A 13507-nucleotide genomic window follows, 5' to 3' on the forward strand; every position below is an offset into this window, starting at 1 on the left:
TACGGCAATAATAAGCTAGAATATTACGGCGCGGACCACGTTCAATATCGTAACCGGTATTATCAAGAAGGTAATAAATTCTATTACTTCGGTGGTAACGGTGACGCAATGGTCACCATCCGTGGGGCAATTGAAAACGGCAAGTTTAATATTTATGATATTCGGACAAACAAGCTTATTAAGAGCCTCGACGCTGGTACTTGGGAGAACTTGGCCTATTCGATGGATGCCAACTCCATTAACAATGTTGATGGCTACCTTAGCTACAGTGGTTGGTACCGACCAATTGGAACAAGCCAAGATGGTAAGACATGGTACAAGACCGGGGCTGGTGACTGGCGGCCAATCTTGATGTATGTATGGCCAAATAAGGATGTTCAGGCACAATTCATTAAGTATTTTGTTAATCATGGTTATGAGAATGCTAATTATGGATTAACAAAGGTATTGGTAGCAAATCTTAACAAGGGCACAGATGCAACAGTTCTTAACACGGCAGCACAAAATCTTCGTTACGTAATTGAACAAAGTATTGCTACTAATAAGGGAACGGGTAAGTTAGCAAATGACATTAATGGTTTTGCAGCTACTGTTCCTGAACTATCGGCTTCATCTGAATTATCAGTACAGAGCATACCAAATTATAAGCCTAATGAAAGCGGAACTGTAGATAACGATCAAGTAATCTTCGTTAATGACGCTGATAGTAAGTATCGCTTAATGAACCGTACGATCAATAACCAAACTGGTAATGATAATAGCGATAACAGTCCTGAGTTATTGGTTGGAAATGATATTGATAACTCTAATCCGGTGATACAAGCTGAGAACCTTAACTGGGAATACTTCTTGTTAAATTATGGTAAGCTGATGGGTTATAACCAGGATGGTAATTTTGACGGTTTCCGGGTTGATGCTGCTGATAATATTGATGCTGATGTGTTCGACCAGATGGGACAATTAATGAATGATATGTACCATATGAAGGGTAACCCGCAAAATGCTAATAATCACTTAAGCTATAACGAAGGATACCATTCAGGTGCTGCCCGGATGTTGAACAAGAAGGGTAATCCACAATTGTACATGGATTCTGGAGAATTCTATACTTTAGAGAAGGTCCTCGGACGTGCTAACAATCGTGATAATATTAGTGATTTGGTTACTAATAGTATTGTTAACCGACAAAATGACGTTACGGAAAATGAAGCTACTCCAAACTGGTCATTTGTCACTAACCATGATCAACGCAAGAACTTGATTAATAGGTTAATTATTAAAGACCATCCTGGCATAGCTTACATTATGGGATCAGCATATAAAGCAGAATATGCTAACCAAGCTTGGCAAGAGTTTTATGCTGATCAAAAGAAGACCGATAAGCAGTATGCTCAGTATAACGTTCCAGCACAATATGCAATTCTTCTAAGCAATAAAGATACTGTACCGCAGATTTACTATGGTGATCTTTACAACGAAACTGCACAATATATGCAGGAAAAGTCGATCTACTATGATGCAATTACGACGTTAATGAAGGCACAGAAACAATTTGTTAGCGGCGGACAAACAATGACCAAGCTTAGCGATAACTTAATTGCAAGCGTTCGTTACGGTAAGGGCGTTGCTAATGCTAATAGTGAGGGTACTGATAGTTTGAGTCGAACGAGTGGAATGGCAGTTATCGTTGGTAACAATCCACAAATGGCAGAGCAAACAATTTCTATTAATATGGGTCGTGCCCATGCTAATGAGCAGTATCGTAACTTGCTTGACACAACGGATAATGGTTTAACATATAATGCTGATGGTGCTGAAAATCCAGAGACCTTAACAACTGATGATAATGGTATTTTGAAGGTTACTGTTAAGGGATACAGCAATCCTTATGTAAGTGGATATCTTGGTGTGTGGGTCCCAGTTGTTTCTGGAAATCAGGATGTTACTACTAATGCCGCCACTGTTTCAGCAGATAGTAATAAGATCTTCGAATCTAATGCTGCACTTGATTCTCATATGATCTATGAAGACTTTAGTTTGTATCAACCTGAACCAACAAGTACAGAGAATCATGCATATAATATTATTGCCCAAAACGCTGCGCTCTTTAACAACCTGGGAATCACTGACTTCTGGATGGCCCCTGCTTACACACCGTTTAGTATGAGTCGCTATAACGAAGGTTATTCTATGACTGATCGCTATAACCTAGGGACTAATGCTAATCCAACCAAGTATGGAAGTGGTGAAGAATTAGCAAACGCGATTGCCGCTTTACATAGCGCTGGCTTAAAGGTTCAGGAAGATATTGTTATGAACCAGATGATTGGCTTTTCCGGTCAAGAAGCAGTAACGGTTACCAGAACTAACAATCGTGGAATTCAGATTTACGTCAATGGTAAGACATATGCTAATCAAATCTACTTTGCATACACAACCGGTGGTGGAAACGGACAGGAAACTTATGGTGGTAAGTATCTGTCAGAGTTACAGTCCAAGTATCCTGACTTGTTCACCACAAGGGCCATTTCTACCGGCGTAGCTCCTGATCCAACAACGCGGATTACGCAGTGGTCTGCAAAGTATCAAAACGGTACATCACTTCAAAATATTGGAATTGGTTTAGCTGTGAAATTACCTAATGGCGATTACGCTTACCTGAATGGTGGTAATAACGATAAGTTTAAGACGACCCTTCCAGAACAGATGGGATCGATTGGTTACTATGTTCAACATGAATTATAAAATCGGACTTTCCTGCCAAGGCAATCGTACGGACGATCGAGCAGGCGCCAAAAACTGCGAAAGCAAAGAAATCTGGTAAAAGCACGATTAAAGTCAACGCCTGCAGCGGTTATCTCAATTTCCCGACTTTAAATCTGACTTTGCCGGTAGCCAGCAAGTGGCGCTTCAGCCAGCTGGAAGTGTCCCCGGCAACTTATACGGGGACGGCAAAGGACCGGGACTGGACCGTGGCCGGGCACAATTTCGTGAACCATTTTGGCCGCTTGAACCAGCTGGAAGTCGGCGACAAGGTCTATTTTGAAGCCGCGGCCGGCCAGCGCTATGTCTACCAGGTCCAGAAAATGGAAGTCCTGCAGCCGACCGCCATCAGCAAGATGGTTCAAAGTAAGTACGATTTGAGCCTGTTCACTTGTACTTATGACGGGACGACTCGCTTTACAGTTAGATTTCGTTTATTACAAATCAAATAAGTTTTTTAAGAGCAATCCATTTTGGATTGCTTTTTCTTTAAAATTCGGGCAAACTGAAGTGGTTTGACTATGTTTTTATGCTGATTTGTAAGATAATAAGCTTAATCCTGTGTGAAATCGCTATATTGGAGATTGCAAGCTTTTGAAAAGAAATTAGGAAAAGAGTGTAACTGATGAACAAGGCCCATAAACGAATAGGAATGCTGCTGATTGCCATAATCGCGTGCTTGATGATCATTCCAGTCTTTGAGCCCCTGCCGGAGGTCGGCGGTAAAAGCAAGGTTCAGGAGCATCCCCCGAAGAAGGAGCAGGTTGCCAAGAAAGAAAATGACCGCCCTTACCCTGACCCGAGTGACATGCGTCCCATGACCGGCCACTACTACCTGTATTCCAGCGAAACCAAGCGCAAGTACCCTAACCTGCGTAAGTACAAGGATGTCTGGATTCGCGTCTCCATTTTGGGAGCCCGGGCCTATGTCATGTCTGGCAAGAAAGTCATCTACACCATGTACGCTTCCCCGGGCGCGATCAAGAAGAACGGTGAAAGCCGGACCCCAGTCGGCAACTACCGGATCCAGGAAGAAGCCGGCGAGGTCTTCTACAATAATGACGGGGTAGGGGCCCGCTATTGCGTCTCCTACCACCAGCACGGGGTCTACCTCTTCCACTCAGTCCCGATCAACAACTTCAATTCCGGGGTTAAGGCCGGCAAATACCACTATGGCTACAAGGGCGGAGCCCACCTGACCACCCTGGGCAAGAAGCCGGACAGCCATGGCTGCGTTCGTCTGTCAGTCAGCGATGCCAAGTGGATCTATGAGCAAAGATTGAATGGGGGCCTGCCAGTTGGCAGCAAGGTTGTCCTCAAAATGCGTTAGGAAATCTGCATAGAGAAAGCGAACACAAATATTTTTGATATAAAGCGCTTACAAGAGAGAATTTATTTGCTCTAATATTCATTATTGGGTACAATAGAGTCGTAAGAAGCTCAGGAGGTATTTTTATGGCTTATTTCGTTAATGGTAATGACATTTTTAAGAAGGCTCGTAAGGAACACTACGCTGTTGGTGCCTACAACACTAACAACTTGGAATGGACCCGCGCTCTTCTTCGTGGTGCTGAAGAAACCAGAACTCCATTGTTGATTCAAGTTTCAACTGGTGCTGCTAAGTACATGGGTGGCTACAAGCTCGTTAAGGACTTGGTAGAAGACTCAATGGACGCTATGAACATCTCAGTTCCAGTTATCTTGAACTTGGACCACGGCGACTACGACTCAGCTATTGAATGTATCAAGCTTGGCTACTCAAGCGTTATGTTCGACGGCCACGCATTGCCAACTGAAGAAAACTTGGCCAAGACCAAGGAAATCATCAAGCTGGCTCACGAACGCGGCATTTCTGTTGAAGCTGAAATCGGCAAAATCGGTGAAAACCAAGGTGCCGGCGAACTTGCTTCAGTAGAAGACGCTAAGGCCTTCGTAGCTGCTGGCGTTGACAAGCTTGCTTGCGGTATCGGTAACATCCACGGTGTTTACCCAGAAGGCTGGAGCGGCTTGAACTTCGACCGTCTTAAGGAAATCGCTGAAGCTGTTCCTGAAACTCCACTTGTTTTGCACGGGGGTTCAGGTATTCCTCAAGACCAAATCGAAAAGGCAATTTCTTTGGGTATCTCAAAGATCAACATCAACACTGAATTCCAACTTGCATTCCAAGAAGCTACTCGCAAGTACATCGAAGAAGGCAAGGACCAAGACAAGAGCAAGAAGGGTTACGACCCACGTAAGCTGCTCTTGCCAGGTACTGAAGCTATCACTGACTCAATGAAGGAAATGATCAGCTGGATGGGTACTCCATCAATCGACGACAAGGAAGCTGACGCTTCATTCGATAGAAGCTCACTTAACGAAGAATAATCTGAAGCTTCAGATTATTTTTCATGAGGAAAGGCTCTACAACAGCATTTGCTGCTATAGAGCCTTTTTCATTTTCTCTTATTCAATTTTGTGCTTATTTTTTGTCTAATCTGACTGCGACCTGGTTAAAGCTGTAGGGTTTGACGAAGGTCAGCTGCCATCCGGTTAAAGCCAAGTCTTCGCCGGCAAAATTTGGGTTGTAGAGGGGATCGCCCACGATCGGCCAGCCTGAGGCTGACAAGTGTACCCGGATCTGGTGGGTCCGGCCGGTTTCCAAAGTTACCAGCAGTTTAGCCTGCTTTTTCTCCTCGTCTTTTTCTAAGACCTGGAAGTGGCTGACTGCTCTTAAGCCGTCAGCTCTGACCTGCCTTTTTCTTTGGTCTGCCGGGTCTTGCCCGATCGGCAGGTCAATTGTGCCTTGATCGGGTATTTCTTTGTTTAAGTCAACCGTAGCCAGGTAGTCTCGTATTAAGGTCTTGCTAGTCAGCTGCCGGTTTAAGATCGGGACGACTGCAGGATTTTTAGCGACCAGCAAGAGCCCGCCCGTCAGCATGTCCAGGCGGTGGACGATGTAGGGGCTGTAGCCTAAGTAGCTGGCGCAGTCGTTAAGGGCCGTTCCGTTTTCCCCCTGGTTGGGGTGGGTCTTTTGCCCCTTGGGCTTGTCAATGACTAAAACATTTTCGTCTTCATAGACGACTTTTGGCATTTTGCCGCTGGCCGGGTAGTCTCCTTGCAGGGATTCCACCTGGTCTAAGTAGAGGTCGACTTTTTCATTGCCCTTGATCAGTTGGTTGAAGCTGCGGTATTGGCCGTTGACTAAAACCTGCCGCTCAGTACGAAGATAGTGCCGCCATTTGCGGGGAATTAAGAGCTGCCTAAGCAGGTCACTGACGGAAACTGGGGGACGGTCTGCGGGATAGATTAAGCTGAAATGATAGATCATGACGGGATTTATTTTCTTTCTAAAAACCTTGTTAGCGCAATTAAGAAATGGATAACTTGCTCCTTGCAGGATAGCCGCGGCCAGCTTTTATGATAAAATCAAACTGTTTAGACCACGTTCTAACGAAGGAGAAGATGTTAATGGAAAACAGGCGCAAAGCGCGTAAACAAATGAACGACTCCCAGCCCAAAAAGGGCTTGTGGGGATGGCTGAAAAGGATCAACTACCGCTTCCAACTGCTAAGATGGTTGATTTTGATCGTTTTGAGCCTTTTTTTAGCTGTATCTTCTTATTATACCTTTAAAGTCAAAACAGCCAACCTGTCCAACCTCCAGGCTTCCCTGGCCAAGACCACGGTTATCTATGACCAGAATGGCAAAAAGGCCGGGTCCGTGTCTTCCGGCAAGGGGACCTATGTCAGCTTGAGCAAGATTTCCCCCAATGTCCAAAAGGCCATAGTCGCCACCGAAGACCGGACCTTCTGGACCAATATCGGGATCAGCCCCAAGGGCATCCTCCGGGCGGCGGTCAGCTATGTCATCCACGGGGGCAATATCGCCGGGGGCGGGTCGACCATCACCCAGCAGCTGGTCAAGAACTCCATTTTGACCCAGCAGCAGACTCTGTCCCGGAAGGTGGAGGAAATGTTCTATGCCATCCAGGTGACCAAGGTCTATTCTAAAAAGCAGATCATGGCCATGTACCTCAACAATGCCTACTTTGGCAACGGGGTCTACGGGGTCCAGGATGCCAGCCGCAAGTACTTCGGCAAGAACGCCAGCCAATTGACGGTGGCTGAAGGGGCAACCTTGGCCGGCATCTTGCGGAACCCTTCCTACTACAACCCGATCGATTCCCTCTCGCACTCGGTTTCCAGAAGAAACCTGATCCTGCAGCTGATGGTTGACAACAAGTCTATCAGCCAGACGACCGCCAACAAAGCCAAAAAAGAGGGGATGAACCTGGTTGATACCTACAAGGCGACCAGAGGCTACAAGTATCCTTACTACTTTGACGCCGTCATCTCTGAAGCCATCAGCAAGTACGGTTTAAGCGAAAACGAGATCATGAGCAAGGGGCTGAAGATCTACACGACCTTGGACCAGAACTACCAGAAGTCTATGCAGGCCAGCTTCAAGAACAAGTACAACTTCCCGGTCAACCCGGCCGGCACGGCCCGGGCCCAAGGGGCCAGCGTGGCCATGGATCCCAAGACCGGGGCAGTCAAGGCCCTGGTCGGAGGACGCGGCAAGCACGTCTTCAGAGGCTACAACCGGGCCACGCAAATGCAGCGCCAGCCCGGCAGTGCCATCAAGCCCCTGGCTGTCTACGCGCCGGCTCTGGAGAACGGCTACCACTATGACTCTGACCTCTCCAACAAGCGGCAGAAGTTCGGCAGGAACGGCTATGAGCCGGTCAACGTCGACAACCAGTACTCGACCACGATCCCGATGTACCAGGCCCTGGCCCAGTCCAAGAACGTCCCGGCTGTCTGGCTTTTAAACAAGATCGGGGTGTCTACCGGGGTCAGCTACTTGAAGAAGTTCGGCATTACCGTCTCAAAGAGTGACCAGAACCTGGCCCTGGCCCTGGGCGGGGTGTCCACCGGGGTCAGTCCTTTGCAGATGGCCCGGGCCTACTCAGCTTTTGCCAACAGCGGGAAGCTACCGGACAGCTCATATATGATCACCAAGATCACCGACGCCAGCGGCAACGTGATCGCGGAAAACAACAATACCGGGACCAGCCAGATTATTTCAGCTGACACGGCCAAGGAAATGACCCAGATGCTGCTCAGCGTCTTCATTTCCGGGACGGCCGTTAACGCTAAGCCAGCCGGCTACTCAGTAGCTGGCAAGACCGGGTCAACTGAAGTATCTTTTGCTTACGGGACTAAGGACCAGTGGATCGTCGGCTATACCCCGGACGTGGTCGTGGCTACCTGGGTCGGCTTTGACAAGACCGACAAGAGCCACTACATGCAGGGGATTTCGGAAACCGGGATTACCGCCCTTTATAAAGACGAAATGACTCGGATCCTTCCTTACAGCAAGCAGACCAGCTTTACCGTTCAGTCAGCTGACTCCATGGCCCAAAGCAATGGGACAAGCAGCTCTTCTTCAAGTTCTTCGGACTGGAGCAAGAAGCTGAAAGAATCGATTAGCAATGGGGTAAAGAATGCCGAATCAACGATTCAGTCATGGTACAATAAGATTACTGGAAAATAAGCAAACAGAATTTTTTATGGAATAAAAAAGGAGAAAAGAAAATGGCCAACATTTACGATACTGCCAACCAATTAGCTAACGACTTGCGGGGAACCCAGCAATTTTTGGCTTTGAAGGAAGCCATGGACGCTGTTAAGGCGGATGAGGGCAGCCTGGCCTTGTTCAAGGAACTGGACGCGGCCCAAATGGAAATCATGGAAGCCCAGCAAACCGGCATGGAATTGACTGAGGAGCAGCAAGGCCACTTCAAGAGCTTGAACGAACGGGTCAGCCAAAACACCACCCTGCAAAGCATGCTTTTGGCAGAACAAGCTGTTTACACCCTGCTCAACGACGTACAAAAGAATATCGGCCAGCCTTTGTCTAAAGCATACGAGGATTTGAGAAAAGCCTAATCATGAAATTCATTCATTTAGCTGACGCGCACTTAGATAGCCCCTTTCGTGGACTATCTTTTTTGCCAAACAGGGAATATGCTGAAATCCGCCAGTCAGCTGCCCAGTCTTTGACTAGGATCGTGGACCTGGCCTTAAAAGAGCAGGTCGACCTGGTTTTAATCGCCGGCGATACCTTTGACTCAAACAAGCCGTCTCCGGCCAGCCAGCTTTTTTTAGCCCGGCAGGTGAAGCGGCTGACTGACGCCCAGATACAAGTGGTCATGATCTTCGGCAACCACGATTACATGACCCGGCAGGATCTCTTGGTCGAAAACAGTCCTTACTTCTGCCTCTTGGGTGACCAGGAAAAAGTTGCCCGGGAATTTTTTAAGACTAAGACCGGCTTTGCCTACAATGTGACCGGCTTTTCCTATAGCCAGAACCATATTGAAGCTGACCTCCTGGACCAGTTCCCGGAAAAAGAGGGCTATACCATCGGCCTGATGCACGCGGCCCAAAGAGCGGCCAGCGGCAATGTCTACGCTCCCTTTGACTTAAGCCAGATGAAGGAGCTGAACTATGACTACTTTGCCCTGGGCCACATCCACGCCCGGCAAATTTTAAGCGAGAAGCCGCTAATTGTTTACCCCGGCAACATCCAAGGCCGGGATGTCGGCGAACTGGGGGAGAAGGGCTGCTACCTGGCTGAAGTCGATGAGACCAGCGGGCAGACCAGCTTGACTTTTGTCCAAACAGCGCCGATTACCTGGAAGCAGCTGACTTTAGAGCTGGACCAGGCAATTGATAAGAGCAGCCTGCATGCCAAAGCCCTGGAACTTTTGCAAGAAAATATCCAAGGCAAGACCTACTTCAGCTTGAAGATTTCGGGCTCAGAATATTTGACCAGCGAAGAAATAGACCTTTGGCAGGACCAGGAGGCCTGGGCCGGTCTGTCCGCGGCTTTAGCCCCAGCACAATTGGTTGATGTCCGCTTATCCGTCCGGGGCCTGGTCAGCCTCAACAACAGCGACCGGGAAGCCCTGGCTGCTGCTGAAGCAGAAGTTTTGACTGACGAGAAGATCCAGCAGCTGGCCGCTTCCTGGGCCAAGAAGGACCCATATGCCCGCCAGCTTTTAGAGGACGGGGAATTCCGCGGCCAGGTCCGGGACTTGGTGGCCGTCAAGCTGGCCAGGCGCCTGCAGGCAATGACTGGGGGAGAAGAATGAGACTCAAGCAGATTCAAATCTATAATTTCGGTCAGTTCAGCCAGGAGACTTTTGACCTGCCAGAGGGCAATTTAGCAGCCTTCTTCGGGGGCAATGAGGCCGGCAAGAGCACGACCGTGGCCTTCATCAAGCAGATCCTTTTTGGCTTCAATTTGAAAAATACTAGCTCAGTCTTTTTTGAAGACTACGAACCCTTGACCAAGAGCTACCCGATGGGCGGGCAGCTGGTCTTTACTAGTGATGCAGGGGAATATGTCTTAGAGCGGACCTGGAGCAAGGGGGACAAGAGCAAGACCGGGGCAGTCAAGGTCCTCTTAAACGGCCAGGAAGTCCCGGCCAGCCTCTTTTACGACCAGATTCAAAACATCGACGGGAGCTTTTACGCTGAAAGCTTTATCTTTAATGAAGACCTCCTCCGCCAGGTCAGCTCCCTGTCTGAAGGCGAGATCCTGGAGAACATCTACTATCTGGGGGCGGCCCAGAGCAGCCAGCTTTTAGCCATCCGGGCTGACTTTGACAAGGAAGCCAAGGACCTCTTCAAGCCAAGCGGGAAGAAGGCCCCGGTCAACCAGGACTTGCTCAAATTGGCTGAGCAAAGAGACAAGGTGGCCGCTGACGGCCAGGAATTCGACGCCTACCAGCAGCTGGAAGGCCAGCGGCTGGCTGAAGAGAAAGCAGCTAAAAAGCTGGAAAAAGAAGTCCAGGAAATCTCCAGCCAGCTAAGCAAGCTGGAAAAGCAGCTGGAGCAGGTGCAGAACTACCAGACTTATCTGGACCTAAAAAAGCAGGTCAGCCCGGTCGCTTTTGACCATGAGCTCTACCAGAAGGCCCTGGAGCTTAATGCCCAGATCAAGGCCCTCAAGGCCGCCATCAAGGAAGAAAAAACAGCGGTTGACCCGGCCCTTTTGGCCAAAAGAAAGGACCAGGTCCGGGCCTGGCGGCAGGAACTGGGGCAAATCAGCCAGAGCATGGAAATGCTCAAGCAGCAGGTCAAGCAGCTGGAAGAAAAGCAGGCCAGTCTCTTAGAATTGACCCCGCATTTAGAGCAAGTGGCAGATTTATCCATGGACCAGTTCCAGCAGATGCAGGCTGACTGGGAAGAAAGCCAGAAGGCAGAAGCCGCGCCTAAGACCCTGCCGCCATATGTCGGCTTGATCGTAGCGGTAATTGGTCTGGCTTTGATCGGGCAAAACCGGATTTTGGCAATATTGTTAATCCTTGCCGGCGCGGTTTTAGCAGCTTATGCCTACTTCAAAAAGCCCGCCAAGGGACCGGACAAGGCGGGAGCCTTTAAGGAAAAGTACGGTATCGATGCCAGCGTTAAGGTCGACTCCTTGCTTGCCCCTTACCGGGACCTGGCCATCAACCGGCGGGACTTGGCAAATAGCCAGGCAGAACTCGCTCAAAAAGAAAAACAGGCCGCTGACCTGGCCCGCCAATTGGGCTTGGATGGCAGTGACCTTACAGCTGTCAGCCAGCAGCTGGGCCGCTTGGAAGAGCAGGTGGAAGCTGAGAATGCGGCGCTTAGGGCCAGCCAGGAGGTCAAGGCGGCCAACTTGAACTACCAAAAGCAAATCAGCGCTTTAACTGAACAGCTTTTGGCCATTTACCAGACTGCCGGGGTAGAAAACCTGGCAGCCTACCAGGCATTAGCGCAAAAACTGCAAGAGCAAAAGGCTTTATCTGCCCAGATCACCGCTTTGAAGAACAACTTGGGTGACCAGTTAGCGGCTTTTGAAGAAAATGGCCTGGATTCAAGCAAATTGCTGGGGCAAAAGCAAGAGCTGGAAAAAGAACTGGCTGATAAGCAAAAAGCTGTCTCAGCCCGCCAGCAGGAAATGGCCAACCTTTTGGCTGAGGAAAAACGCTATGCTTCTTCCAGCCAGGTGGCTGAAGACAAGCAGACCTTGGCTGAAATCGCCGACAGCTTCAGAAGAGACAGCCAGGACTACCTGGCCAGCCTTTTGGCCGGGGAAGTCATTGGCCGGACCCTGGATCTAGCCTCAAATGACCGCTTCCCGAAGATGCTGAAATTAGCCCAGGACTACCTGGAAATTTTGACCGGCGGCCGCTACCGGGAAATCCTTTTGCCGGCCAAATTGTCCAAGAAGACCCCGCTCAAGGTGGTCAGAAAAGACAAAAAGAAGATCCCCCTGGCCTACCTGTCCCGGGGGACCCAGGAGCAGCTCTATTTTGCCTTGAAACTGGCTTTTGTCATGCAGATCAAGGACAAGATCGACCTGCCGGTCTTGATCGACGATTCATTCGTCAACTTCGACGGCCCGCGGACTGGCTACATTGTAGACATGCTCAAGAAGATGAGCAAAGACAAGCAGATCCTGGTCTTTACGGCCAGAGAAGACTTGGCTGAAGCCGTCAGCGCCGCGCCAATCAGATACAGAAAGAAGGAGCAGGATGCTTAAACGTTTGCTGGATTACAATGAAGGGGAAGAATTTGACCTGGTCTTGATGGTCAAGAATTCCCAGCTGCGCCAAGATAAGAGAGGCAAGCACTACCTGCTCATGCAATTGGCTGACTCTTCCGGCAGCATCCGGGCCAATTACTGGCAGGCCCAGGCTGAGGACGCCAGCCGCTTCAACGCCGGCACGGTGGTTGAGGCCTCAGGGATGATTGAAGACTACCACAACCATGACCAGATCAAGCTGTTCAGCATTCATCCGGTCAGCCCGGACGACCAGGTGGACTTGAGCCAATTGGTGGCCACTGCTCCGGAAAAGCCAGCAGAAATGGAGAAGGAGATCAAGGACTTTGTAGCCCAGATCGACAATAAGAACTGGCATGACCTGGTGGACTTCCTTTTGAAAAAGTGGTCCAGCCGCTTCTTCGCTTACCCGGCTGGCAAGTCCAACCACCACGCCTACAAAGGCGGTCTGGCCTTCCACACTTTGACCATGCTGAAAGACGCCAGAGGCTTAGCTGACAACTACCCAGCCGTCAACCGGTCTCTGCTTTATGCCGGCTGCATCTTGCACGACATGGGCAAGGTGCTGGAATTGTCCGGCCCGGTAGCGACCCAGTACACGGCAGAAGGCAACTTGGTTGGCCACCTGGTTTTGATCGATGAGCAGCTGATGCTGGCTGCCCTGGAACTGAAAATCGACTTGGCCAGTGAAGACCTGCTTTTGCTGCGGCACATGGTCTTATCCCACCACGGCCGCTATGAGTACGGGTCACCGAAATTGCCGGCTCTTTTAGAAGCAGAGCTTTTACACCGGATCGATGACCTGGACGCGGCGGTCAACGCCATCACGACTGAATTGTCCACGACCAAGCCGGGGGAATTCACCCCGCCGCTGATGTCCCAGGACGGCCGCCGCTATTACCGGCCAAGACAGGAAAGGTAGTAGATTTTCTATTTTTCCTGTTTCTTGTTTGATTTTTTGGTTAAAAGCTTGACAGAATCAATGAGAGATGTTTCGTTTTTTAATCAAACAATCATTTAAAATCTCGGCTAGCCATGTTTGATGTGCCTGCTAGATACAAATTCAATCTAGCATGGCTGAGGGCAAGGGCCTACTCTTTATAGAAATTGCAACCATCTGGATTGGAGACGTGATGTGACCCCCAAAATTGGGACAAAT

At 49.3% G+C, this 13507-nt stretch carries 10 protein-coding genes; 9 read left to right on the forward strand and 1 reads right to left on the reverse strand.

What is annotated here, in order from left to right; all coding sequences use genetic code 11:
• The 4 genes from HMPREF3168_RS03075 to HMPREF3168_RS03090 all read left to right on the forward strand — a co-directional run.
• Positions 1 to 2745 (forward strand): glycoside hydrolase family 70 protein (locus HMPREF3168_RS03075; protein WP_070488452.1); only part of this gene is annotated, 2745 nt, incomplete at its 5' end.
• 140 nt (positions 2746 to 2885) lie between these two features.
• A complete protein-coding gene (locus tag HMPREF3168_RS03080) occupies positions 2886 to 3215 on the forward strand; it encodes a sortase (RefSeq protein WP_003613950.1) in 330 nt (109 codons plus the stop codon).
• A 173-nt stretch (positions 3216 to 3388) separates the two neighbouring features.
• Positions 3389 to 4093: a L,D-transpeptidase gene (locus HMPREF3168_RS03085; protein WP_003613941.1), complete on the forward strand. Its 705-nt coding sequence runs from the start codon at positions 3389 to 3391 to the stop codon at positions 4091 to 4093.
• Between the two features lie 125 nt (positions 4094 to 4218).
• Positions 4219 to 5130, forward strand: coding sequence for a ketose-bisphosphate aldolase (locus HMPREF3168_RS03090; protein WP_003613944.1), 912 nt, complete (start codon positions 4219 to 4221; stop codon positions 5128 to 5130).
• A gap of 94 nt (positions 5131 to 5224) precedes the next feature.
• On the opposite strand, the gene HMPREF3168_RS03095 is transcribed toward HMPREF3168_RS03090, so the two are convergent.
• The gene (locus HMPREF3168_RS03095) at positions 5225 to 6073 is read right to left on the reverse strand and encodes an RluA family pseudouridine synthase (RefSeq protein WP_035162228.1); all 849 of its coding nucleotides are present in this window, start codon (positions 6071 to 6073) and stop codon (positions 5225 to 5227) included.
• Between the two features lie 140 nt (positions 6074 to 6213).
• On the opposite strand from HMPREF3168_RS03095, the gene HMPREF3168_RS03100 reads away from it, so the two are divergent.
• Genes HMPREF3168_RS03100 through HMPREF3168_RS03120 form a run of 5 tightly spaced genes read left to right on the forward strand, consistent with a single transcriptional unit; the run spans position 6214 to position 13270 of the window.
• Positions 6214 to 8301 carry a transglycosylase domain-containing protein gene (locus tag HMPREF3168_RS03100; RefSeq protein ID WP_070488454.1) on the forward strand — a complete coding sequence of 696 codons (2088 nt, stop codon included), beginning with the start codon at positions 6214 to 6216 and terminating at the stop codon, positions 8299 to 8301.
• A gap of 41 nt (positions 8302 to 8342) precedes the next feature.
• Entirely contained in the window at positions 8343 to 8696 is a 354-nt protein-coding gene (locus HMPREF3168_RS03105; protein WP_016396947.1) for a YlbF/YmcA family competence regulator, read from the forward strand.
• Positions 8697 to 8698: 2 nt separating this feature from the next.
• Positions 8699 to 9904, forward strand: a complete 1206-nt coding sequence (locus HMPREF3168_RS03110; RefSeq protein WP_013439938.1) for a metallophosphoesterase family protein — start codon at positions 8699 to 8701, stop codon at positions 9902 to 9904.
• The gene (locus HMPREF3168_RS03115; RefSeq protein ID WP_070488457.1) at positions 9901 to 12327 is read left to right on the forward strand and encodes an AAA family ATPase; all 2427 of its coding nucleotides are present in this window, start codon (positions 9901 to 9903) and stop codon (positions 12325 to 12327) included. The genes HMPREF3168_RS03110 and HMPREF3168_RS03115 overlap by 4 nt, the downstream gene beginning before the upstream one ends.
• A complete protein-coding gene (locus HMPREF3168_RS03120) occupies positions 12320 to 13270 on the forward strand; it encodes a 3'-5' exoribonuclease YhaM family protein (RefSeq protein WP_070488459.1) in 951 nt (316 codons plus the stop codon). The genes HMPREF3168_RS03115 and HMPREF3168_RS03120 overlap by 8 nt, the downstream gene beginning before the upstream one ends.
• Positions 13271 to 13507 lie beyond the last annotated feature (237 nt).

Source organism: Lactobacillus sp. HMSC08B12 (genome assembly GCF_001808415.1).
In the GTDB taxonomy this organism is placed as follows: Bacteria; Bacillota; Bacilli; order Lactobacillales; family Lactobacillaceae; genus Lactobacillus; species Lactobacillus delbrueckii.